General features: G+C 58.6%; 18 protein-coding genes and 1 pseudogene. 10 read left to right on the top strand and 9 right to left on the bottom strand.

Annotated features, from left to right (window positions below):
- Positions 1-78 precede the first annotated feature (78 nt).
- The gene (locus DL88_RS07480) at positions 79-1,701 is read left to right on the top strand and encodes an ABC-F family ATP-binding cassette domain-containing protein (protein ID WP_034994132.1); all 1,623 of its coding nucleotides are present in this window, start codon (positions 79-81) and stop codon (positions 1,699-1,701) included.
- A gap of 18 nt (positions 1,702-1,719) precedes the next feature.
- Here DL88_RS07480 and DL88_RS07485 read toward each other — a convergent pair whose 3' ends face one another.
- Entirely contained in the window at positions 1,720-5,448 is a 3,729-nt protein-coding gene (locus DL88_RS07485; protein WP_156970988.1) for a YhdP family protein, read from the bottom strand.
- A 259-nt stretch (positions 5,449-5,707) separates the two neighbouring features.
- Between DL88_RS07485 and bcp the strand changes: the two genes are divergently transcribed.
- Complete coding sequence (gene bcp, locus DL88_RS07490) at positions 5,708-6,181, top strand: thioredoxin-dependent thiol peroxidase (protein WP_034994137.1); 474 nt, start codon at positions 5,708-5,710, stop codon at positions 6,179-6,181.
- A gap of 137 nt (positions 6,182-6,318) precedes the next feature.
- Here the strand turns inward: bcp and DL88_RS07495 are convergent, their stop codons facing one another.
- The 4 genes from DL88_RS07495 to DL88_RS07510 form a co-directional block, all read right to left on the bottom strand.
- A complete protein-coding gene (locus DL88_RS07495; protein WP_034994140.1) occupies positions 6,319-7,773 on the bottom strand; it encodes a DEAD/DEAH box helicase in 1,455 nt (484 codons plus the stop codon).
- A gap of 656 nt (positions 7,774-8,429) precedes the next feature.
- Positions 8,430-9,263, bottom strand: coding sequence for an FTR1 family iron permease (locus DL88_RS07500; RefSeq protein ID WP_034994143.1), 834 nt, complete (start codon positions 9,261-9,263; stop codon positions 8,430-8,432).
- Positions 9,264-9,813: 550 nt separating this feature from the next.
- Entirely contained in the window at positions 9,814-11,232 is a 1,419-nt protein-coding gene (locus DL88_RS07505) for a methyl-accepting chemotaxis protein (protein WP_245270682.1), read from the bottom strand.
- 523 nt (positions 11,233-11,755) lie between these two features.
- Entirely contained in the window at positions 11,756-12,817 is a 1,062-nt protein-coding gene (locus tag DL88_RS07510) for a S1C family serine protease (RefSeq protein ID WP_034994144.1), read from the bottom strand.
- A gap of 304 nt (positions 12,818-13,121) precedes the next feature.
- Here DL88_RS07510 and DL88_RS07515 point away from each other — a divergent pair, with 304 nt between their 5' ends.
- Both DL88_RS07515 and DL88_RS07520 read left to right on the top strand, forming a co-directional pair.
- The gene (locus DL88_RS07515) at positions 13,122-13,562 is read left to right on the top strand and encodes a c-type cytochrome (protein WP_034994153.1); all 441 of its coding nucleotides are present in this window, start codon (positions 13,122-13,124) and stop codon (positions 13,560-13,562) included.
- 53 nt (positions 13,563-13,615) lie between these two features.
- On the top strand, positions 13,616-14,341 hold the full coding sequence (locus DL88_RS07520) for a cytochrome b/b6 domain-containing protein (RefSeq protein ID WP_156970989.1): 726 nt from the start codon (positions 13,616-13,618) through the stop codon (positions 14,339-14,341).
- On the opposite strand, the gene DL88_RS07525 is transcribed toward DL88_RS07520, so the two are convergent.
- The 3 genes and pseudogenes from DL88_RS07525 to DL88_RS20795 form a co-directional block, all read right to left on the bottom strand.
- On the bottom strand, positions 14,318-15,400 hold the full coding sequence (locus DL88_RS07525) for a glycosyltransferase family 4 protein (protein WP_034994156.1): 1,083 nt from the start codon (positions 15,398-15,400) through the stop codon (positions 14,318-14,320). The two genes, DL88_RS07520 and DL88_RS07525, sit on opposite strands and share 24 nt — an antisense overlap.
- 1 nt (position 15,401) lies before the next feature.
- Complete coding sequence (locus DL88_RS07530; RefSeq protein ID WP_034994160.1) at positions 15,402-16,223, bottom strand: UDP-2,3-diacylglucosamine diphosphatase; 822 nt, start codon at positions 16,221-16,223, stop codon at positions 15,402-15,404.
- Between the two features lie 214 nt (positions 16,224-16,437).
- Positions 16,438-16,554, bottom strand: a pseudogene (locus DL88_RS20795) (integrase core domain-containing protein); the annotation flags it as partial.
- A 127-nt stretch (positions 16,555-16,681) separates the two neighbouring features.
- On the opposite strand from DL88_RS20795, the gene DL88_RS07540 reads away from it, so the two are divergent.
- From DL88_RS07540 to DL88_RS07560, 6 genes are all read left to right on the top strand, one after another.
- Positions 16,682-17,035 carry a hypothetical protein gene (locus DL88_RS07540; RefSeq protein WP_034994164.1) on the top strand — a complete coding sequence of 118 codons (354 nt, stop codon included), beginning with the start codon at positions 16,682-16,684 and terminating at the stop codon, positions 17,033-17,035.
- A gap of 118 nt (positions 17,036-17,153) precedes the next feature.
- Positions 17,154-17,360, top strand: coding sequence for a hypothetical protein (locus DL88_RS20235; RefSeq protein ID WP_156970990.1), 207 nt, complete (start codon positions 17,154-17,156; stop codon positions 17,358-17,360).
- A 155-nt stretch (positions 17,361-17,515) separates the two neighbouring features.
- Positions 17,516-18,244, top strand: a complete 729-nt coding sequence (locus DL88_RS19300; RefSeq protein ID WP_051955707.1) for a BON domain-containing protein — start codon at positions 17,516-17,518, stop codon at positions 18,242-18,244.
- A 238-nt stretch (positions 18,245-18,482) separates the two neighbouring features.
- A complete protein-coding gene (locus DL88_RS07550) occupies positions 18,483-18,743 on the top strand; it encodes a hypothetical protein (protein ID WP_034994165.1) in 261 nt (86 codons plus the stop codon).
- A gap of 370 nt (positions 18,744-19,113) precedes the next feature.
- Complete coding sequence (gene mscL, locus DL88_RS07555) at positions 19,114-19,539, top strand: large conductance mechanosensitive channel protein MscL (RefSeq protein WP_034994167.1); 426 nt, start codon at positions 19,114-19,116, stop codon at positions 19,537-19,539.
- A gap of 285 nt (positions 19,540-19,824) precedes the next feature.
- A complete protein-coding gene (locus DL88_RS07560) occupies positions 19,825-21,078 on the top strand; it encodes a pyridoxal phosphate-dependent aminotransferase (protein WP_051955708.1) in 1,254 nt (417 codons plus the stop codon).
- 114 nt (positions 21,079-21,192) lie between these two features.
- Here DL88_RS07560 and hemA read toward each other — a convergent pair whose 3' ends face one another.
- On the bottom strand, positions 21,193-22,497 hold the full coding sequence (gene hemA, locus DL88_RS07565) for a 5-aminolevulinate synthase (protein WP_034994369.1): 1,305 nt from the start codon (positions 22,495-22,497) through the stop codon (positions 21,193-21,195).
- Positions 22,498-22,982 lie beyond the last annotated feature (485 nt).

Consider the following 22,982-nt stretch of genomic DNA (forward strand, 5'->3'; position numbering starts at 1 on the left):
CGGCTGCGGCCGTCCGCTCTTTCGCTTCCTCAGCCCATAGCGTATTGGCACAGAATCTTCCCCGGATGCGGCGCACTCATGATTCGTCTCGATAATATTGGTAAACAGAACGGCAGGCAGATTGTCTTCATCGAGGCCTCGGCCGTGCTCCAGAAAGGTGAGAAGGTCGGTCTGGTTGGCCCCAATGGCGCCGGCAAAACGACGCTGTTCCGGATGATCACCGGGCAGGAGCTGCCGGACGAGGGTCAGATCGTTGCCGATCGCGGGATCACCATTGGTTATTTCAGCCAGGACGTTGGTGAGATGTCCGGCCGTAGCGCTGTCTCGGAGGTGATGGACGGCACCGGTCCTGTGAGCGTAGTCGCCGCCGAATTACGGGAACTGGAAGCCAGTATGGCGGATCCGGATCAGGCGGATGAGATGGAGGCCATTATCGAGCGTTACGGCGAGGTGCAGGCACGCTTCGAGGACCTTGGAGGTTATGCGCTCGAGGGACGGGCCCGGGAAGTTCTGGCGGGCCTCAGCTTCAGCGAAGAGATGATGGATGGCGATGTAGGCGCGCTTTCCGGCGGGTGGAAGATGCGCGTGGCCCTGGCCCGCATCCTTCTGATGCGTCCGGACGCTATGTTGCTCGACGAGCCGAGCAACCATCTGGACCTGGAAAGCCTGATCTGGCTCGAGGGTTTTCTCAAGAATTATGACGGCGCGGTGCTGATGACCTCGCATGATCGCGCATTCATGAACCGCATCGTCAGCAAGGTGGTGGAGATCGATGGCGGCGCGCTGACGACCTATTCGGGCAATTACGAATTCTATGAACAGCAGCGTGCGCTGAATGAGAAGCAGCAGCAGGCCCAATTTGAACGTCAGCAGGCGATGCTCGCCAAGGAAATCAAATTCATCGAGCGTTTCAAGGCGCGGGCCTCCCACGCGGCGCAAGTGCAAAGCCGGGTGAAGAAGCTCGACAAGATCGAACGGGTGGAGCCGCCCAAGCGCCGGCAGTCGGTTGTCTTCGAATTCCCGCCAGCGCCACGTTCTGGCGATGACGTGGTGAGCTTGAAAAACGTGCATAAGGGTTATGGCAACCGGCGCATTTACGAGGGGCTCGACTTCATGGTGAGCCGCAAGGAGCGCTGGTGCGTGATGGGCATCAACGGCGCAGGCAAATCCACGCTGCTGAAACTGGTGACTGGCTCCACGCCACCGGATGATGGCACCGTGGTTTTGGGTGGAAGCGTCAAGATGGGCTATTTCGCCCAGCATGCAATGGATCTGCTCGATGGCGAGCGCACGGTGTTCCAGTCGCTGGAGGACGCATTTCCGCAGGCGGGGCAAGGCTCGCTGCGGTCATTGGCCGGCTGTTTCGGATTTTCCGGCGATGATGTGGAGAAGAAGTGCCGGGTTCTGTCGGGCGGTGAAAAGGCCCGGCTGGTCATGGCCAAAATGCTCTATGATCCGCCGAACTTTCTGGTGCTGGACGAGCCCACCAACCATCTGGACATTGCCACAAAGGAAATGCTGATCACGGCGCTGTCGCAATATGAAGGCACCATGCTGTTCGTCTCGCATGACCGGCACTTCCTGGCGGCGCTGTCCAATCGTGTGCTCGAACTGACGCCCGACGGCATTCACCAGTATGGCGGTGGCTATACGGAATATGTGGCGCGGACAGGCCAGGAAGCACCGGGACTGCGAAGCTAACCACTGCTCAAGGCTCGCTCAAGGCTGTTCGACCGGCGGCATCTGGTCGCCGACACCGAACATCTGCCGCAGAAATCCCGGTGCGATCGCCGACAGCGGATTGACGCTCAGAGTCGGCCCGCTGGCCGCGCCGCTGATGCGGTAATTGATGCCGAACAGGCCTTCATTGGCGCCGCCGCCGAGCAGGATGCCGAAGACCGGAATTTGTGAGAACAGATTGTTGACGGCGAAGGCGGGCACGAAGGTGCCGTGCATGTCGACTTTGTCATGCACGTAATCGAGCCAGCCATCGACTGTCAGGCCAATGGCATCGCCATACATCGTCCCCTCGCGCAGATCGAGCCGCGTGCCGGAGCGCTGGAAACGCACCTGCAATTTATGGAATGTGACCGCATTGGCATCAATGAGGCGGCCGGTGCCCTTTTCCTGTTCCACGGCAGCGCTGACGAGGCGTTTCATCGCCGGTTCGTCGCGCAGGGTGAAATTGTCGATCATCAAGGCGCCCGCCAGCGTCTCTCCATTGAAACGCAAGGTCACGTTGAGCCGGCCATGCTCCATATGTTTATAGAGGTCGATGAAGGATAAAAGCGCGCCGGCATTCTGTGTGGAGAGCGATAATTGCGGCGCATTTGATCCGCCGGGGGCGGCGGCGGCGGGCAGCAGATTACCGGCGATTGTATCGCGGCCGAATTGTCCGGAGCAGGAGAACTGCCGCAATTGATCGCCCTTCTTGACGAGGTGCAGATCGGCATTGCTGAGAACTTGCTTGTTGTGCCCGTTCAGTGCATCGGCCTTGATGTCGAGGTCGATCGCCCGGATTGCAGAACTCGCCAGAGCATCTTTCGCCGAGCCGTCCTTCGGTGGCGCGCTGCTGACGAGGGCAGGAGCGGCCTCTGGTGGTGAAGATACGACATTCTTCAGAAACGGCCGCGCGTCGAGGGTCGTGGCGCGCACGATCACTTTCAGCGTATCGCCGGTGCGCAGCAGTTCAGCCTTCATATCATCGCCGGGCGAGAGTTTGATCTGGCTGAATTTGCCCCCGATGAGCGCCATGTCGGTGGTGAATTCGAGATTGCCGCGCGCCTGCATCGCGCCGGCGTCGAGAACGATCTGATCGAGCGTGGCTTTTTCGTCGCCGAGCGAGGCCAGAAGGCTGAGCTTTGCCGGTTTTCCCGCCGGTTTCGACACGCCGGGAAGAATATCGTCGAAACCTGCCTTGGTCAGGTCAAAATCGATCTGGCCCTTCATCTTCCCGCCATTGCCGACCATCGTCGTGGCGTGAGCGAGGATCGTCCCGGTCAGACCCGGCATGCCTATGCCGAGCCGGGTCCGCGCCGCCTCATCGATCGCCAGATTGACCGCGATTTCCGCCGGTTTGCCGGGCGGCCGCGTCATTTCGAGATTGGCGGGCGCCCCGAAGAGATGGCCCTGGCCGGTCGCCTTGAGCCCTTCGGGATCGACGTTGATCATCAGAGATGCATTTTCGAGCCGCTCCTTGCCGATCAGCCGGTCGATCGAGAGATTGGTGACCGTGGCATTGGCCCGCAGCACGCTGTCGGTCGGGCTTGTTTCCGGGCCGATCTTCATGTCGAGCTGCATATGGCCATCGATCTGCCCCTTGATCGTGGCCGGATCGAGCGGCAAGGTGGCATAGGCCTTCAGCGCGTCGCGCGAGAGCAGGTCTCCCACCACTTCGGCGGGGCCGGAAATCTTGGCGGTAATGGTGGCCGGCACCGGCTTGATGGCGAAATCATCGACCTTGAACTGGCCCTCGCTCACGGTGAGGCGCTGCCCGGTTTTGGGGCTTTCGATGACGCCACTCGCCAAACTGACCGTTGCCGTGCGTCCGGTAATATGGCCGGCTCCCTCGATCTCGCGCAGGGCGGGAACGCCCGGCAGAAATTCCATGACGCCTTTGCCGACGGTGAAATCGACGATGGCGGCGGCATCGGGAATCGGTTCTTCCGCCCGCAAAGCCTGCAAGGTCGCGGCGTCATAATCGAGCTGCATCGTGCCGCTTCGCACGATGCCATCGGTGAGATGGGCGAGCGCCCAGGCTCTGATCGGTGCGGTGATAAAGGATGGCCATAGCCGCACGGCAGTGCGGACCGGCGTTGGATTGATCGAGGCGCCAAGCCGCAGATGCGGACCCTGGATCCAGTCGAAAGTGCCGGCCATGGCGAGGCCGGCATCGGCGCCGCTGACCGAAAAACGATCGAGGATGATTTTCTGGTCGTTTGGCAGGAGGCGCGCCGCGACCGAGGATTCGGTGAGGACGATTGGCGTTTCGCCGGGGCGTTCCGGCCCGTAGATGACTGGTGCGAGATTATGCAGGGCGAAAGTCCAGGGCTCGTCTTCGAGACGGGGAAGCTCCGCCGCGCCGCCGAACAGGAAATGCGATGGGCCCATATCGGCGCGCAATTCGTCGATCAGAATGTGCCGGTTGGAGGGATCCCAATGGAAACGCCCATCGGCCCGGTCGAGCAGCATCGGTTCCGCGTCGGGATCGTCGAGACGGACGAAACCGGCGCCGAGATCGATACGGCCATTGGCTTCGAGCAGCTTGTTGTCGGCGCTGAGCGCGACGCCGAAATTGGCGGCGATCGGTGTATCGAAATCGGCGCCGACGCCGCGCATGCCGGCGGCGAGCAGGATTTCATCAAGCGACAGGCGATCGATCCGCACGCCGAGCTGACGGGGCGCATTGGGTGCGCCGCTCGCTTCGCCCTCCGCCGTCCAGCGGCCGTTCGGTCCCTCGACCGAAAGCGTGAAAATCGTCCTGTCGTGCTTCTTGTTGAAGGTGAGCGTGACGTTGTCGAAAGTGAAAGTCTGGTTGGTCGTGTGATCGTCGACGATCAGCCGCCCATTGGTGATCCCGAGGCGGTCGATGGCCGCGATGGGGCTTGCCGGATCGGTGAGCGTATCGACCATGAGCCGGATCGCCAGCGAAACCTGTTTGACGAGCTGGGTTTTGATACGCGCCGGGACTGTGGTGCCGCTTGTGGTGCCGCCTGCGGGGAGCGCGGCGCCCTCAGCGGGACTATTGCCGGGCGCGGGGGCTGCTGGCTGGGGCGCAATTGCTGGCGTCGTCGTCGTGGCGCTGGTGGTTTGCGACTTGCCTGCGGTGGTTTCGTCATTCTGCCTCGGCTCGGAGGAGAAGGACAGGTGGCCGTCTGGCGTCACTGAAAGGCGCAAGACGACATCGAAGATTTCGAGGCGCTTGGGGACGACCTTGCCGATGAGCAGAGGCCAGGCATCGATTGAAACTTCCGCGCGCGGTGCATTCAGAAGAAGATGTCCGACATCACGCCCCGAAACGGCGCTGTCTTCCGCTGGCTGGGCGGTGTTATCAGTCTCGCGCAGGGAGAAGCCGTCGAGGCTGAGCGTCGGTTTCAGGCCGTGGCGTGTCAGCAAGGTCGGGCCGAGAAAAAAGCGGAAGCCGTGGCCGAAGCGTGAATCAAGAGCGCCGGCGATTCGCGGGCCGAGGCTGTCGATCATGACCGGATGTGTGTCGAGGCGATAATAGAAAACACCGGCGGTAATGACCAGGAGGACGGACAGACCCGCGACAATGCCGCATAAAGTCAGTATCCGCCGGGCCAGGATTCCGGGAGCGAAGCCGCGCCGATGGTGGCGCAGGTCATTCGCCTGTCGCAGCGCCTTTCGGGCGATCGTCTTGGCACATTGTTCCGGTCCGCCATGGTCCTGTTTCCCTTGCGAGCCGGGATGCGGCACCTTCTGGGGCATGTCCTCGATATGATTGACCAAAAGGAAAGAATCCGCTGCGAAGGAAAGGCTTTCAAGAAAAACTAACCGAATTCTTCGACAAGAATAAGCTGTTGCACAATGAATTCTAGATCATAATTCACCGATTTGACGGGAAAACCAGAATCCCGTCAATCTTATACCAACGGTCGTTGCAGGAAAATCCCGGCCAGCCGAGCAGCCGCTCTCCTGCCCGCCGGTATGATCTCGAATCCTGGCGGAAAGAAGAAGGGATTTCACTATGAATCATAAGCTTGAGGCGGGCGAGGCCGCGCCCGCTTTTCATCTGCCCGATGATCAGGGCAAAACCCTTTCGCTCGAAAATTTCGCGGGCAAGAAACTGGTGCTCTATTTCTATCCGAAGGACGATACGTCCGGTTGCACCAAGGAGGCGATTGCCTTTGACGGGCTGAAACAGGAATTTGCCGCCTCGGGGGCGTCAATTCTCGGCGTATCACCGGATTCCGTGGCGAGCCACGTCAAATTCAAGACCAAGCATAAGCTCGATCTGGCGCTCGGTTCCGACGAGACGAAAGCCATGCTCGAAACCTATGGCGTATGGGTGGAAAAGTCGATGTATGGCCGCAAATATATGGGGGTCGAACGTACGACCTTTCTGATCGGCCCGGATGGAAAGATCGTGAAGATCTGGCGCAAGGTGAAAGTGCCTGGCCATGCGGAGGCTGTGCTTGCCGAAGCCAAGGCCATGGGTTAAGGCGCCCGGCGGAAGAGGGCGGCATCGAGTCACCTTGCGCTCGATGCTACGGGACGGCTCTCGCAATTGTCGCGTGGTGCGCTTTGAGTGAGAGCGCAGTCCGGATGGTTCCGAAGGGCCGTCGCCGTTCGGGACCCTCAGGCGTTTTCCGTGCTTTCGCTCTTTTCGGGCGAGGATTTGCTGGATTTGAGGCGAACCGGCCGCAGCAGGAACATGGGGACATGGTCGCCAAGGCCGACGACTGGCACATCGTCCTCGTCATAGGAACGTGAGGGACGAGGACGTCCGGAGGCTGCCACGGGCTTTCTTGACTCTTCCCCGGGGCGCCGCGCTCTCGGGCTGCGGGGCCTTTCCGCTGTGGTTGCCGCGCGGGTCTCTTCCTCGGCCTGCGGGCGTTTCGAACGGCTGGGGCGCGCCCGTTTCGTCTCAGCGAGCGAGGGGTGTGCTGCTTCTTCCGCGTCGAGATCGGCCAGCGTGCCACCGACCCAATCGATCTTGCGGGCGATCAATTTTTCGATTTCATCGACATATTTCTGATCGGCATGGGTGACGATCGTCAAGGCGACGCCGCTGCGTCCAGCGCGTCCGGTGCGTCCGATCCGGTGCACGTAATCTTCGGCATGGGTCGGCACATCGAAATTGAACACGTGGCTGACGTCGGGAATGTCGAGCCCGCGCGCGGCGACATCGGAACAGACGAGCAGATTGACGTCTCCGGCTTTGAAGGCGTCAAGTGATGTCATGCGGGCTCTCTGATCCATGTCGCCATGGAGGGCGCCAGCACTGAAACCATGTTTCTGCAGGGATTTGTGCAGGATGGCGACATCCCGCTTGCGGTTGCAGAAAATGATCGCATTCTTGAGCGATGTGGCTTCGCGGATCAGCCGGCGCAGGGTCTCGCGCTTGGCCGGACCGGGCACCGAGGCGACGAGCCCCTGCGTAATGGTCGATGCTGTGGAGGAAGCGCGCGCGACCTCGATGCGGACGGGATTGTGCAGGAAGGTTTCCGTCAGCCGGGTGATTTCCGGCGGCATCGTGGCGGAGAAGAACAAGGTCTGCCGCGTGAAGGGAACGAGTTTGCAGATTTTCTCGATATCGGGAATGAAGCCCATATCGAGCATGCGGTCGGCCTCGTCGATGACGAGAATATCGATGCCGGTGAGGAGGAGTTTTCCGCGTTCCGCGAAATCGAGCAGACGGCCCGGCGTGGCGATCAGCACATCAGCGCCGCGCATGATCTTGCTTTCCTGCTCGGCGAAGGAGACGCCGCCGATGAGCAGCGCGACATTGAGCTTATGATTGGCGCCGTAACGGGCGAAACTTTCTTCGACCTGGGCGGCAAGCTCTCGCGTGGGCTCAAGGATCAGCGTGCGCGGCATGCGCGCCCGGGCGCGTCCCTGTTCAAGCCGTGACAGCATGGGGAGGGTAAAGGCGGCGGTCTTGCCGGTGCCGGTCTGCGCTATGCCTAAAATGTCGCGCCCGGCAAGGGCATGGGGGATAGCTTCGGCCTGAATCGGTGTGGGAGACGTGTAACCGGTTGCGGCCACGGCTTGCAGCACTTTCTCGCTGAGACCGAGTTCGTTGAAAGTCATTCTTATCCTAGACAGGCGGGATTATGGGAACCGCATCCAGGGATGCATGAAACAGCCAGTCGTTGCGGCAGAATTCGTCGCAGAATTCGTCGATTGTCGCAAGGTGAAGAGCTTGCCAATTTCAAGCAAGTTCTATGCAAGAGACGGGTACAGATAAATGCGATCTCGTGAATTCGGTGTAAAGACTGAGATCCGAACCTGAAAAAATGTGTAATGAGCCTCTTCAGCCGGAAAAATTGCAAATTTTTCCGGTCACAGCTTTAGGAGCATTCCTACAGAATTTCAAGCCCAATGGGAGGCAAAAAAGGTGCGGTTAAACCGGCTTTATACCAAATCCCCAAGATGAATCTTGCAAGACGCCGGTTCTGTCACGGCGAGGTTTTGGGACTACATCACCTTGTGAATAAAGCCCTGTGCTCTTGGATTCTTCTTCGGTTGCACGAGGAGCGACGGCTTGGTGGAGAACATCAAGGAACCAATCGGGCAAATGCCTAAGTCGGGTTCGGGGCTTGGGCTTGAAGCGCCGCAAGCTGGCTTGCCGTTTCTCCTCTGTCAGCCTCTCGCCTTTATATCATCCTTCGCCCGTCGGTTTGCAAGGTGGTGAACAGGAAGGAAACATCCGGATCGGAAGGGTCCGCGCTGGGGCAGGTTGCGTGTTAAGAGGTTGCAAGCCGCTGGCTGCTGCGGGGCGGTGGCGCGAGCAAACGCATGAAGACGAATGTCGTGCCGAGCACCGCGATATAGACAAGCACCTGCATCTGGCTCGGACGGTCCGTATAGCCAAGCAGGGCATGTAGGACCTTGCCGATAAGGCTGGTTTCGGAAAGATAGGCGGAACTGTTCCAGGCAGTCCGGCTGAGCGCCGTCAGAATATCCGCTTGTTCGAGGAAGGCGACCGCCTGTGCGGCGAGGCCGGCCGCCATGAAGGCGAGCAAAAGGCCGGTGACGCGGAAGAGATAACGCAGCGGAATGATGACGAGACCCGAATAGGTGGCGAGGCTGAGTACAACGCCGAGCGCCAGCCCGCCCAATCCGCCGACGAAGATTTGCAGGCCGGAAGCGCCTTTCGATGCCAATATGCCGTAAAGGAACAGAACGACTTCCGACCCTTCCCGCAACACCGCTATGCCGATGACGATGGCGAGCGCGCTGAGAGTCTGCGTTCCCTCGCGCACGGCATGGCCGAATTTCTGGATCTCCTCGCTCATCGCGCGGCCATGCCGCGCCATCCAGACATTATGCCAGGTCAGCATGATGACCGCGATGATGAGAATCGAGGCATTGAAGATTTCCTGGCCCATGCCTTCCAGCGTATCGGCGAGCGCGCCAGCGAAAAAGGCAAGGAGCCCGGCGCCGAGGAGACCGCCGAGAATGCCGGCGACAATATAATTCATGCGGCCGGGAATCTGCCGTGTCGCCGCGAGAACGATACCGACGATCAGGCCCGCTTCGATCACTTCACGCAGGACGATGATGAGGGCGGCGAGCATGGAAGGTTCCTTTGCGGGTTTTTTGAAATGTCCAGTGCCGTTCGCGGGAGCACTTTTTGTTCCGCCGAGACCGTACGCGATCCCGATCCATTACAAATGCCGACGCAAGCAATCGGTCCTCAGGTGCTCTTGCATGGATTTGGCCAAGCAGACGCTTTCAGTATTTTCCTCCCGAAATCCAATCGGGAGGCTGCAGCTTCGAGCTGAAAATCGCTCCGGGCGATTTTTCTGGTCTTGCCTACGCTTTTAAAATTGCGGGTACGATTGATTTCGCCTTGGACCAGCGAAATCGATCGCGGCTTTCACTCTCTATGTCTGCTTATGTTCCGGTTGAGCCGGGGCAGTGATCCATGTCTGTCAGGAACTGGAGATAGGCGCTCTGTGGCGCGAATGCGACGCAATTGCTTATCGTAACCGACCTCCCAGAGCAAGATGTTGGTGTTTCATTTGAATCATTCAAAAATGAAAGGCCGCCCGGATGCTCCGAACGACCTTTTTCTTGACTGCGGATGGTTCCGGATTGCTCACCCAACACCTGAAAGAGTCGCCTTTAACCGTTCACCACGGGCCGCAGCGCGTGCGGAGCGGCTTGTTCCAGGCTCGTATGCGGGGCCGCCGCGATCATGCTTGCGGAGGGAGTGCTCCGCCTGCTTCGGTTGCCGCCAAATCTGTAATCGTTCGGGACGCGGCCGGTCTGGAATTGTCCGACAAGGGTCGAGAGCTGCACGGTTTCCTCCGAGAGCGCATGGCTGGCCGCCGTCGCCTGTTCGACCATGGCGGCATTCTGTTGCGTTACCTGATCGATCTGATTGATGGCGCCATTGACTTGATCGAGGCCGACCGCCTGCTCTCTGGCGCCTTCTGCGATTGACGTGACGATCCCATGGATCGCTTCGACCTGCGTCATGATCTTTTCAAGCGTCTTGCCGGTTTCGCCAACCAGGATCACGCCATTATCAATCTCGGCTGTCGAGGTTTGAATGAGCGTCTTGATCTCTTTCGCCGATCCCGCCGATCTTTGAGCGAGGGCGCGCACTTCCGACGCCACGACCGCGAAACCGCGACCGGCGTCGCCCGCGCGCGCAGCCTCGACACCCGCGTTGAGCGCAAGCAGATTGGTCTGGAAGGCGATTTCGTCGATGATCCCGATGATTTGGCTGATTTGCCCCGCGGATCTGGCAATTCCATTCATGGCTGCAATTGCGCGATTGACGATTTCTTCGCTCTTCTTGGCATCGGCATTGGCGGCGATGACGGCCTCCTGCGCCTTGAGCGCGCCTGCTGCCGTCTTTTTGACTGTCGTCGTAATCTCATTGAGTGCGGCGGCGGTTTCCTCGAGGGTTGCTGCCTGCTGTTCTGTGCGGCGCGCGAGATCGTCGGCGGCGGTGGCGATTTCCTGCGTTCCCGCTTCGATCGTCGTCGTGCTGTCGGCGATGGCGATGATTGTCGATGCCAGTCTCTCAAGAGAAAGGTTGAAATCGGCGCGCAGTTTCTCGAAGGCCGGTATGAAGGTTGTCTCGATCCGATAATCGAGATGATTGCCGGCAAGCTGCGTCAGGCCGACGCCGATTTCATTGACCGCCCGGACGCGTTCCGTAACGTCGGTCGCAAATTTGGTGATATGCAGGACCTTCCCATTCTCATCAAAGATCGGATTGTAGGAGGCCTGTATCCAGACTTCCCTGCCGCCTTTGGCAATGCGCTTGAATTCGGCGGCCATGAATGCGCCTTCATTCAATTGGTGCCAGAACTCTTGATAGTCTTGCGATTGCGCATAGGCCGGCTCGACGAACAGGCTGTGATGGTGGCCGAGGATCTCATCCAGCCGATAGCCGACCATCGTCAGGAACTTTTCATTGGCGGACAGAATCGTGCCGGTTGGATCGAACTCGACAATGGCAAGCGAACGGCTGAGGGAGGTGAGTACGGCGCCGGCATTCGACCTCGAAGAGCCTGAAAACCCAAACATGAAGGTGACTCCAAGGAGATGGATCGCGGCAGTCTTGAAAGAGAGCAGCCCCATTTGCCTGGTCGCAAATGCACTGGCCCCGGATGCTGTAGCCCAAATGGCCGGTTCATGGCATGCGGAGCGGGGTTGGAAGGAGACTCATTCGTTAAAGACTGTCAAAACCACCAAGTGGTCTAAAGGTCAGCATAGGCTTGGACGGTTTCGCTTTACTGATTCAATTCTGTAAACTTGAAGCTTTCCTCACGGAAAACAAAACGCGCGTTGTAGTCGATCTTCCATAAAATATCTGACCTACTGGTGCCGTTGATGTTTCCCTTCGCTCTGATCTGCCATTACCAATTGAATGGTCCCTATCAGCGTATGCGGGTCAAATCTCGATCGACGCATCATGATGCGGTATCATGCGGGCGGGGTGGAGTGCCGGGAGCATTTTGATGATGTGAGCGCGAGGTCGCAAACATTAGCCGAGGCAAAAAAAACGGGGAGGCGGGCGAACAACAATGGTTCGCCCGCCTGTGATGGATTACCGCTCGTGCAACGCGGCCCAGAAACGCCGCTGTTCGGAGCGGCGCAACAGATCGATCGGCACGGTCCGTTCGATCTTGTCGGCATCGAGAAGCCGGATGAGATCTTCCGCGCCGTGGATCTGCTGCCCGTCGATGGCGAGCAGGATATCGCCTGAAAGGAGGCCCGCGTGATCAGCGGGGCCGCCCTGTTCGACGGAACTCACCATGGCACCGGTCTTCTGCTCGAGACCAAGGCGTAAGGCGATGCGGCGGGGCAGGAGGATTGTCGTCGCGCCAATACCGAGATGGGCGCGGCGCACCTTGCCATGCCTGACGAGTTCGCCGAGGACGAAGCGGGCCGTATTCGCGGCAACGGCGAAACAGATGCCCTGCGCCCCGGCGATGATCGCCGTATTGATGCCAATGACTTCCCCGCGCGAGGAGACGAGCGGGCCGCCCGAATTGCCGGGATTGAGCGCCGCATCGGTCTGGATGACGTCATCGATCAGTCGGCCGCTGCGTGAGGCGAGAGAGCGTCCGAGCGCGGAAATCACCCCGGCGGTGACACTGGTATCGAAACCGAGCGGATTGCCGATGGCAATGGCGATTTCGCCCGGCCGCAGACGCAGGGAATCCCCGAGTTTCGCGGCGGGCAGATGTGTGTCCTCATCGACGCGGATGAGGGCGAGATCGGTATCGGGATCATCGCCGAGGACACGGCCGGAGAGGCGGCGGCCATCGAGCAATGTGACATCCGCCCGGCGTGCGCCCTGTACCACATGGCTATTGGTCAGCAACAGCCCGTCCGGAGAAACGATGACGCCGGAGCCCGAACCCTGGTGGCGGCCTTGGCCGTTTTTGATGTCGAGTTTGACGACGCTTGGCGCGAGCGTTTCGACGACCTGCGTCACACTACGGGAATAGGCGTCGAGCAGCGGAGCGTCGCGGTTTTCATCGCCGCTCGTGTTGCCGAACTCTGGGTCGCCGGGCGCTTGGGCATTGCGCGGCAGTTGCCCGGTGAGAGAGGAAGCAGCATCCCCGGTTTCGTCCAGTACGAAGGAATGAAGCGTATCGAACATCCTTTTATCCTCGGGACTGGCGCAGCGCGCCCGTGTCCCAATCAGAGTGTGGCGTGGGAAGCACGCCTTGGTTGTATAACCATATGGGGGAGTGGAGAGGGTTTGACGAGATGCGCGCCGGGGACGGTCTTGCATGCCGCTCCCTGTCCCTCTCCTTTGTTTCCTTCCCGCAGCTACGCATTTTCACGCCTTCGCACGCTCACCAAAATGTGGCGAGGATGCGCGGCGGACATGCTTGTTCTCGTGGGAGATTGACTCTATCCATACGGTTAAGCTGCTTCCGTACAGGAATTTGTGGGAGGGAATGATGCGCAATATATTGGTCCTTGCGGCGATACTTCTCGCGTCGGCCACGAGTCTCTCCGCGGCCAATGACCCGATCGCGGAGCGCAAGGAAATTTTGAAAGGCATCGGCGAGGCGACCAAGCCCGTGGTCGGCATGATGCGCGGAGAAGTCCCTTTCGATCGTGCGAAAGTCAATGCCGCCCTCACCAGCTACGCGAATGCCGTTCCGAAGCTGCCGGCCCTTTTCCCTGATGATTCCAAAACCGGCGGCAAGACCGAAGCTCTCCCACGCATCTGGGATGAAAAGGCGAAATTCGAGGCCCTGTTTACCAAGCTCGGCGAGGACGTGAAAATCGCCCAGGCGGAAGCGATCACCGATGTGGCGAGCCTGAAGGCGGCCTTCCCGAAGGTGCTCAAGGATTGCAAGGCCTGCCACGACGATTATCGCGAAAAGAAGTGAGGTCGATAATCTGGTTGATCTTTGCGGTTCCTTGCCGCGACAGGATATAGGTCATGGCGCATCGGGAGCGGATTCCGCCGATGAAACAAAAGGCCAGCGTCCAAGCCTGGGACATGCCGACCCGATTGTTCAAATGGGCGCTCGTCCTGGCCGTCGCCATGGCCTGGGCCAGCAATAAATATGGCGGCGACACGCCCGAATGGCACAAGTGGAACGGCTATCTGATCCTCGTTCTCGTGGTCTTTCGGCTGTTCTGGGGGCTCGTCGGCGGCGCGACGGCGCGATTTTCCTTGTTTTTTCCGACGCCGGGCCGTGTCATGGCCTATCTCGGTGGGTTTGTTCATGGCGAGAGGCGGCATTATCTCGGCCATAATCCGCTCGGCGCCTGCATGATTCTGCTATTGCTGGCGGCCTTGTTCTGCCAGGCTTTGGTGGGCCTTTATTCGGCGGATCCCGACCGGCTCATTATAGAGGGACCGCTTGCGCATACGGTCTCTGACGCGACAATCGACAAGGCGTCGCATCTGCACAATCTTGGCTTCAACATCCTGCTGGCGCTGATTGCGGTCCATGTCACCGCGAATCTCGCCTATGATCTCATCGCTCGGGAAGGATTGGTGCGCGCGATGATCCTTGGCCGCAAGCCGGCGGCTGCCTATAGCGATCTTCCGCAAAACACGCCAGCGCCGGCCGCGCCCTGGCGTGCCCTCTTATGTCTTGCCGCCGCCTGTCTCACCGTCTTTGGCGGCATTCATCTATTTGGCGGGCGCGCTCTTTGATGTCCTCACCAGGAAGGCATCGCGACGCAGCCGCCGAGCCAGGGCAGGGGCGCCACGCCGCGCATAGACAGTCGCAATATTGTCGAGGAACTGGCCGGCGCTCTGGGCCCAGGTGAATGTGAGCGCATGGGCGCGCGCCGCCTCGCGCGGAATGGCGAGCGCTTCGAGACAGGCGCGACGGAGGTCGAAATCGAGCACGCCGGCGCCGCTCGATCCGATCGTGTCGAGCGGGCCCTGAACGGGCAGGGCGGCGACGGGGCAGCCGCAGGCGAGCGCCTCGAGAACGACCATGCCGAAAGTATCGGTCCGGCTCGGAAAGACGAAGACATCGGCGGCCGCATAATAGGAAGCGAGCCCGTCGCTCGGCATGGCGCCGAGAAAATGCGCTTGTGGATAGGCCTGCTGCAAGGCGGCGCGGGCCGGTCCGTCGCCGATCACCAGTTTGGACCCCGGCAGATCGAGCCCAAGGAAGGCAGGCAGGTTCTTCTCCGGCGCGAGCCGGCCGGCATAGAGAAAGATAGGCCGGGGCAGATCGAGCGGGCAGGCTTTATCGGGGTGAAACCGCAGATGATCGACGCCACGCGACCAGAGGAGCGGGCGGCGGAAACCGCGCTGTTCGAGCTCCCGCGCGAGGCTTGGCGTCGCGACCATGAGCCCATTGCCGGCATTGTGGAAACGGCGCAGGACGCCATAGCTCAGCCATTGCGGAACCGGCAGGCGTTCGCGGATATATTCCGGGAAACGGGTGTGGAAACTGGTGGTGAAGGGGCGGCCGGTGTCGAGACAATAACGGCGCACCGCATGGCCGATTGGACCCTCGGTCGCGATATGCACGTGATCGAAGGATTGGCCTTCAAGACGTTGCCTGATGGAGCGCGGGCCGACCAGAGCAAGCCGAATCTCCCGGTAGGTCGGCAGCGGAATGGTGCGGTAGCCTTGTGGACTTAGAAACTCGACCTCGATGCCCTCGGCCTCGAGTGCCTTGGCGAGACTTTCCAGCGTGCGCACCACGCCATTGACTTGAGGCTGCCAGGCATCCGTGGCGATGAGGATGCGCATGTCAGGCGGCCGCCTGACGGGAGGCTGCCGTGGCGATGGCGAGCTCACGCGCCTGTTTTTCCCGCGCTGTTACCTGCCAATGCAGGATTTCCAGTCTTCCATCCATATGTTCGGCGATGGCTGTACAGGATTCGACGAAATCGCCAGTGTTGATATAAGTCAGGCCGTCGATGTCGCGAATCGTGGCGTGATGAATATGGCCGCAGACGACGCCATCAGCGCCGTGCTTGCGGGCTTCCTCGGCGAGCGTCGTCTCGAAGGCGCCGATGAAATTCACCGCATCCTTGACCTTTAGCTTCGCCCAGGCGGAAAAGGACCAATAAGTGAAGCCCAGCGCCCGGCGCGCCTTGTTGAACCAGGTATTCGACCAGAGGGCGACATCATAGGCCCAATCGCCGAGCCAGGCGAGCCAGCGGGCGTGCTGCACGACGATATCGAACTGATCACCATGGATGACGAGGAGCTTTTTGCCATCCTGAGTGACGTGGAACATGTGGTCGGCGATCTCGACGCCGCCAAACGTCATCCCGATATAGTCGCGGGCGAATTCGTCGTGATTGCCAGGCACATAGATCATGCGGGTGCCTTTACGCACCTTGCGCAGCAATTTCTGGACGACATCGTTATGCAGTTGCGGCCAATACCAACCGCTTTTGAGACGCCAGCCATCGATAATATCGCCGACCAGATAAATCGTATCGGCGTCATTATACTTCAGGAAATCGACGAGGAGTTCCGCCTGGCAGCCGCGTGTGCCGAGATGTACGTCGGAAAGGAACAAGGTGCGGTAATGATTGGAGGAGGCATCCTCTGTCGTGTCCACGCTCTGCCCTGCCTAAGATGTCAATTCTTCGTCTCTATAAAGCACAGCCCCATGGCGTTGCGATGACGGTCGCGCCGTCTCTACCTGAGCCGGAGGCATAATAAGAATTTTCCGGCAGAGATTTGGTTCCGCGATTGCCGACCATGGACGGTGAAACGATGGTTGTGCCTCCTGGAGTGCACCCCGTTTGAGCGGACAGTCGACTTAGGTTGACAGCTCTGATGAACTGCCGAGGGGAAGCCATCTTGAGCCCGGAATGCCGATGGATCTCGTTGTAATCCTCGATCCATCCATCGATCAGCCGGAGCGCCGTTTCGGCATCCGGAATGGTGATGGGGTGTTTGTGATACCGAGGATCGACGGCTTTATGATCCTGTTTGAGACTGCCCGATACATTCTGACTATCGATGACGGTTTCCTGATCGTGTCCTATCGACGACGGATATCCATAAGTATTGATGCCTGCCGTCAGGAAGAGACCTGAAGCGAGGACGGATTTTATTAAAAAGAACCCAAGGTTCTTGGCTGTGAGAAAAGGGATTTTGGATGGTTCCTTTGACCAACAAGAGCCTTGGGAAGATCGTTTGGTGACGATCGAATATTTCTCTTGGCTCTTGCCGTTAGCTCTTGCCTCGATTTTTGTCCGGCTTTTGTCGATCTGTAGGTTGGCGCGAAGTCAGCAAAGGATCATCCGACCGGAAGAAATTCGGATTGCTCGGCCTGCTTTCACGTCCTTCCTGATAGATCAACGTGCCCGGCACTCGACGGGCTTCGGCGTTATCTTCTTCGACGCGGCCAATGGAGCAGGCTGACAGCGTGCGGCCCTTCGCATGGCGATTGGTATCGCGAAGAGCATCGTCGTTAAAATGATGAATGAAATGAATAGGCTTGCCTGCGACATAATAGGTCTCGCTCCAGGTGGCTTTTCCTGTGACTGCGAAGAAAACGATGCTGGAGCGCAGTGAGTTCCGAAAACAAGATCAGGCTGCTGAAATGGAAGGCGATGAACACGCCTTAGAGCTTCCGAACTGTCTTGAGGAAAGTTGGATGGCTCCTTGCGACAGATATTTCCGCCACTCTGCTCATTGGAGGGGTGCGCCGGTATTGAGCCAAGCCAGGCAAGCCGATGAAATCTGACACTTTTCACTCCTATTGGTTGCCTTGGATCTTCGCCGAAGCGTCATAAATATATTTCTTCAAGCGGGAACAAAGCGTTGTGAGCGGCGTTCGTGCTCGACATACCCTCCCACGCGTAAATTTAAGAGGGGAGGAACTTTGGAGGAGACTGGGAAATGGTTTCTCAAGACCGTAGGCTTCAAGAGAACCGCTACCGCCAGGAGGATTGGTCAGATCAGCGTCGTGATCGTTTCCGGCGCGAGGAGGATCGCAATGCGGCAGACCGCCGCTATCGCAGCGAGCGCCCGGAATTCCAGGAGGAACTCAACAATTTCGGCCGGGGCCGTGAACTCACTTTTCAAGAGGATTTCGCGCGCAACGGCGATTATCTCGGCCGCTATCCCGGCGATGTGAGTGGTCGCAATCATTTCGACGAAGAATATTTTATTGATGACAGCCAGTTCATCGGCCGTGACCATCCAGTTGCGCCCCTCCAGGACCAAGCTTTTCGTCCAGCCTATGGCCGAGCCCGCATCGATGATCGTGATCGCGGAGCCATTATCGAGAACCGTTTCGCGCGCGGAGCCTTCAACAGAGAGGCTTCCTATCGGTCCGCGGAGAATTACACGGGGCTAGGGCCGAAAAACTATCGGCGTTCCGATGCCCGGATTCTTGAGGATATCGGCGACCGCTTGACGGATGATCCTTATGTCGATGCGTCCGATATTGAAATCGTGGTTCAAAACAATGAAGTAACTCTGAGTGGTATCGTCGGAAACAAGACACAGCGCCGCCGGGCGGAATTGATCGCTGAATCGGTTTCGGGTGTTCAGCATCTCCAGAATAATTTGCGTCTGCGCAGTCATCATAAGGCGCAAATGCCGGGAAACGAAGAGCTCGCTTGAGGCGAGGCTTCACTGCGTGATGAGGGTAAGTATTTATAATTGATGGGCTTATAGAGGCGACGGAATGTAAATCCGTCGCTTTTTTTAGTAATGAGCCTTGCGCTGGTGTTCGCCGTCCAGTGCGATGGGGGAGGAAGGAACGCGCTTGTTCTTCCCGCTGCTTTGATTTTGGTGTTGGCACCATGTTTGCTTCGTTCCGGTAAGGAACGGAAGAAACGAAGCAAGAGTGGTGGAGACCATGTCGGAAAAAGTCGTTAGCCTGCGTGGAGCACATCCGATCCAGTCGGCGCAGCCGAATATGACAGTGGTCGAAGAATTGGAGCGTCTGCTCGAAGCCGCCAAGGCTGGCGAGATCGTCGGTTTGGCTGGCACCTATGTTCATAAGGATAAGGTTGTCACTTATTCCTACGCGGGTGCTGTTGCGAGCTACGGCATGTTGGGCGGTCTTGAATGCGTCAAGGAACGTCTTCTGCGTATCGCGCTCTCCCAGGAAAGCTGATGCCGCCTCACCACGCGTGACATCCTGTCCGGTCCTGTTCCGACACGATCTGGGTGATCGATCGTGACACACAGGATCCGTCGCTGATTGCGGACAATGTGTGCGGCACTTTTCGCCGCCATCCCTTTTCCGATGCAAAACGACGCGCTGCCGTGAAATCCGGGTGACCGGAGAAATGGGCTGTCCGTTTTGGTTTGCCGGGCCTCATTCCTGAGGTTTCATTTTCAAAAAAAACATTCCAGATGCCCATCCAATAAGCTCGACCGTGGCTGTGCATCATGATTTTCTGCTGCGGCTTTGCGGTTTTTCGACGTGGAGGGTGGCCGCAACGCAACTCAGAATCTCTGGGACAGCGTGGGGAGAAAATTTGATGTTTAAAGAATTTCGTGAATTCGCCCTGAAAGGGAATGTTGTCGATCTGGCGATCGGTGTCATCATCGGCGCAGCTTTCGGCAGGATCATTGATTCACTCGTCAATGACATCATCATGCCTTTCTTCGGAGCCTTGGGTGGCCTTGATTTCTCCAATTACTTCCTGCCTCTCACAAAGGGCGTGACGGCCAATAGTCTCGCCGAGGCCCGCCGTCAGGGAGCGGTTCTGGCCTGGGGTAATTTCCTCACAGTAGCTGTCAATTTCCTGATCATCGCTTTCGTGCTGTTTTTGGTCGTGCGCAGCATTAATTCCTTTCGCAAGCGGGTGCTGAAGGAAAATCTCGACGCACCGGCGCCGGAAAAGCCTCATCAGGAAGTTCTTCTCGAAGAGATCCGCGATCTCCTCGCCGCCAGGCGGAGCTGATCTTCCGCATAGGCCTCCTCGGGAGGCCGGGGATCGATCCGCCGCATGGACTGTCGGCAGCGCCTTAAGGCTTGCCCCGCCGAAGGATCAGTCGAGAAGGAATTGCGTCGACAGGATCGCGAACCCGTTGGGAACTTTCTCAAGGGTTGCCGCTGAAATCGACGCATTTTCAAATGTTTTGAAGTGTGCAGCAATTCCACTCAGGCCGGATATGTTTTAGGTGAGGCAGGAGATCATCTCCCACCGACTTTCCGCGCGACGAGCGTCTGTGAAAGGACTCACATCATGCTCGAACGCTTCCCACATGCGCCGACCGAGGGGGCACAAGGTCCCTTAGTCAGAAAGGCCGAACCGAGCCCCGAATCGTTGGCCGCGCCTGAGAGTGGCATTGTCGAGGTCTTCCAATATGGACGCGGCCGCCAGGGCCTCATCCCGCTTTATGTGGGGGAGAGCGATTGCGTGACGCCGCCCTTCATCCTCGATGCTGCGATGCAATCGTTGCGGGATGGGGAAACTTTCTACACCTATCAGGCCGGTGTTCCGGAATTGCGCGCGGCAATTGCCGCTTACATGAGCCGGCATTATGGTCAGCCCTATGAACAGGCGGTCGGTCCGTTCAGCCCGGAACAATTTTTCGTCACCATCGGCGGCATGCATGCCCTGCAGATTGCTCTGCGGCTTGTCGCCGGATCCGGAGACGAAGTCCTCATTCCAACACCCGCCTGGCCGAATTTCCATGGCGCGCTCAGCGTTCTCGGTGCCAAGCCCGTGCCTGTCCCGATGGATTTTCGATCCGTGAATGGAAAGGCCTGCTGGCATCTTGATGTCGACCGTATCGCTGCCAGCATCACACCCGCAACACGTTGCCTGATCGTCAATACACCGTCCAATCCAACCGGTTGGACGGCAACGATCGAGGATTTACAGCAGTTGCTCGAACTCGCACGCAGGCATGGTCTCTGGCTGCTCGCCGATGAGATTTACGGGCGTCTCACGTTTGACGATAAACGTGCGCCATCCTTTCACGATATTATGGAGAAAGAAGATTCCATCCTCTTTCTCCAGACCTTTTCGAAGAACTGGGCGATGACCGGTCTGCGGATCGGCTGGCTCGAAGCGCCGCGTGCTCTCGCGCCCGCCGTCGAAAATCTCATTCAATATTCGACATCGGGCGTTGCCACACCGTGGCAGCGGGCCGCGACCGCTGCCCTGGAACAGGGGGAGCCATTCTTCCACAGCATGCTGAGCCGAATCGGCAAGGGACGGGCGATCCTCCATGATGGATTGTATCGCACGGGCCGGATCCATGCCGCGCTGCCGGATGGCGGCTTTTATCTCTTCTGCGCAGTGGATGGCGAGCCGGATACAAGGCGCCTGGCGATGCGGCTCGTCGATGAGGCCAATGTCGGTGTCGCGCCCGGAACCGCCTTCGGGCCGGGTGGCGAAGCCTTCATACGCTTATGCTTTGCGAGAGAACCCGACCTTCTGAAGGAGGCGGTTCGGCGCCTTTGCCTCTGGCTTGCGAGGGAAGGGGGATAAAATAAAAAAACCCTTCCGGCAAAGGCATGCCGAAAGGGGTTGCTCGCGATTAGTATGGAGAAGGGTCCGGAACTACCCGAACCCCTTCAGACCCTACGGGGGATATCAAGAGACCTATTCGGCCGCCTTCTTGAAATCGGGGAAGGTGCAGCGCGCCTCTTCTTTCTCAGCTTCCTTTTCGCGACGGAACGCCACGATTTTCGGATCCTGGACGAAGGGCAGTTTCAGGCTTTCCCAAACGTCGACCATCGATTCGACGAGATGCACGATATGCGTGTCCGTATGCAGCGGACTTGGCGTGATGCGCAGTCTCTCGGTGCCTTTCGGCACTGTGGGATAGTTGATCGGCTGGATATAGATGCCGTGGCGTTCCAGCAGCATGTCCGTGGCGGTCTTGCAGAGTTCCGCATCGCCGACGAAGACTGGCACGATATGCGAAGAATTATGCATGACCGGCAGCCCGGCGGCGCTCAGGGCATGTTTGGTCAACATGGATTGACGCTGGTGCTGGGCACGCCGTTCTTTGCCATCCTTGAGAAGACGCACGGCGGCGTGAGCGGCGGCGGCGACGGCCGGCGGCAGGGCGGTGGTGAAAATGAAGGAAGGCGCATAGGAGCGCACGGCGTCGATGATGGATTCGCTGGCGGCAATATAGCCTCCGAGCGTGCCGAAGCCTTTGGCGAGCGTTCCTTCGATGATGTCGATGCGATTCATGACACCGTCGCGTTCGCCGATGCCGCCGCCATGCTCGCCATAAAGTCCGACCGCATGGACTTCATCCATATAGGTCATGGCATTGTAGCGATCCGCGAGGTCGGCGATGGCGGCGATCGGAGCAATATCGCCATTCATGGAATAGAGGCTCTCGAAGACGATCAGCTTGGGCTGGTCCGGCTCGGCGGCGGCGAGCAATTCCTCGAGATGGGCGAGGTCATTGTGCCGGAAGATCTTCCGCTGGGCCTTTGACCTGCGGATGCCTTCGATCATCGAATTGTGATTCAGTTCATCGGACAGGATCAGGCAATTCGGCAAAAGGTCCGCGACGGTCGAAATAGCCGCGAGATTGGAAATCCAGCCGGATGTGAAGACGAGCGCCGAGGGTTTGTCGTGCAGGCTTGCGAGTTCGGCTTCAAGTTGGACGAGCGGATGATTCGTTCCGGAAATATTCCGCGTGCCGCCAGCGCCGACACCGTGTTTGGTGGCGGCATCACTCATCGCGGCAATAACTTGCGGATGCGCTCCCATGCAGAGGTAATCATTGGAACACCAGATGACGACATCTTCGGCCTGCTCCTCGCTGCGATGCCAGCGCGCAACAGGATAAGTGACCGCGTCACGTTCGAGTTCCGCGAAGACACGATAGCGGCGCTCACCTTTCAGTCTCAGGATCGCGTCGTCAAAGAATTGCCCGTACTCTATCATGAGAAATGTGCCAGTCTTGCTACCCCGACCTTTAGACCGGGTGGATGAGCCATGCGCCCAGCCCCGCTACTGAACGACATGCGGTTGATATCGGCTTTAGTGCCCAAGAAAAAGCCTTTCCCAAGCGGCCAATGGTCTCATTACCCTGCATGGAGAGGTTGGGGATTTGTGACAGCCGCTTCTGATTTATGCAAGCGATGAATGAAATTTGGCTTCACAGAAAGAGTTGAATGTGAGCCTGCTTGCACTTTAGGCAGATGTCCGCGTCTCCCTCGCTGCCCGAATGATGGGTCCGCTCCAAAAGCGTGAGCCTAGGATAGCCTTTTTCTGAACAGTTACAATTCAAACTCACATTGCGCCACAAGGATAGGGGCAAATTGTCCCATCTTTCTTTCCCGAAGCATGGGTGATTAAAAATATTGCACTGCAAAAAGTTCGCTCTTTGGGATCGTTCGAAATGGCCAGTCCAAAAGAAAAGCGGC

It is taken from the genome of Beijerinckia mobilis (assembly GCF_000745425.1).
Lineage (GTDB): Bacteria > Pseudomonadota > Alphaproteobacteria > Rhizobiales > Beijerinckiaceae > Beijerinckia > Beijerinckia mobilis.

Coding starts and splice junctions, on each gene's coding strand:
- DL88_RS07510 (WP_034994144.1), bottom strand. CDS start 12,817: ATGTTCGATACGCTTCATTCCTTCGTACTGGACGAAACCGGGGATGCT.
- DL88_RS07500 (WP_034994143.1), bottom strand. CDS start 9,263: ATGCTCGCCGCCCTCATCATCGTCCTGCGTGAAGTGATCGAAGCGGGC.
- DL88_RS07495 (WP_034994140.1), bottom strand. CDS start 7,773: ATGACTTTCAACGAACTCGGTCTCAGCGAGAAAGTGCTGCAAGCCGTG.
- DL88_RS07540 (WP_034994164.1), top strand. CDS start 16,682: ATGCCTGCCGTCAGGAAGAGACCTGAAGCGAGGACGGATTTTATTAAA.
- DL88_RS07560 (WP_051955708.1), top strand. CDS start 19,825: ATGCTCGAACGCTTCCCACATGCGCCGACCGAGGGGGCACAAGGTCCC.
- DL88_RS19300 (WP_051955707.1), top strand. CDS start 17,516: ATGGTTTCTCAAGACCGTAGGCTTCAAGAGAACCGCTACCGCCAGGAG.
- DL88_RS07515 (WP_034994153.1), top strand. CDS start 13,122: ATGATGCGCAATATATTGGTCCTTGCGGCGATACTTCTCGCGTCGGCC.
- DL88_RS07525 (WP_034994156.1), bottom strand. CDS start 15,400: ATGCGCATCCTCATCGCCACGGATGCCTGGCAGCCTCAAGTCAATGGC.
- DL88_RS07520 (WP_156970989.1), top strand. CDS start 13,616: ATGGCGCATCGGGAGCGGATTCCGCCGATGAAACAAAAGGCCAGCGTC.
- DL88_RS07550 (WP_034994165.1), top strand. CDS start 18,483: ATGTCGGAAAAAGTCGTTAGCCTGCGTGGAGCACATCCGATCCAGTCG.
- DL88_RS07485 (WP_156970988.1), bottom strand. CDS start 5,448: ATGCCCCAGAAGGTGCCGCATCCCGGCTCGCAAGGGAAACAGGACCAT.
- DL88_RS07480 (WP_034994132.1), top strand. CDS start 79: ATGATTCGTCTCGATAATATTGGTAAACAGAACGGCAGGCAGATTGTC.
- bcp (WP_034994137.1), top strand. CDS start 5,708: ATGAATCATAAGCTTGAGGCGGGCGAGGCCGCGCCCGCTTTTCATCTG.
- mscL (WP_034994167.1), top strand. CDS start 19,114: ATGTTTAAAGAATTTCGTGAATTCGCCCTGAAAGGGAATGTTGTCGAT.
- DL88_RS07505 (WP_245270682.1), bottom strand. CDS start 11,232: ATGTTTGGGTTTTCAGGCTCTTCGAGGTCGAATGCCGGCGCCGTACTC.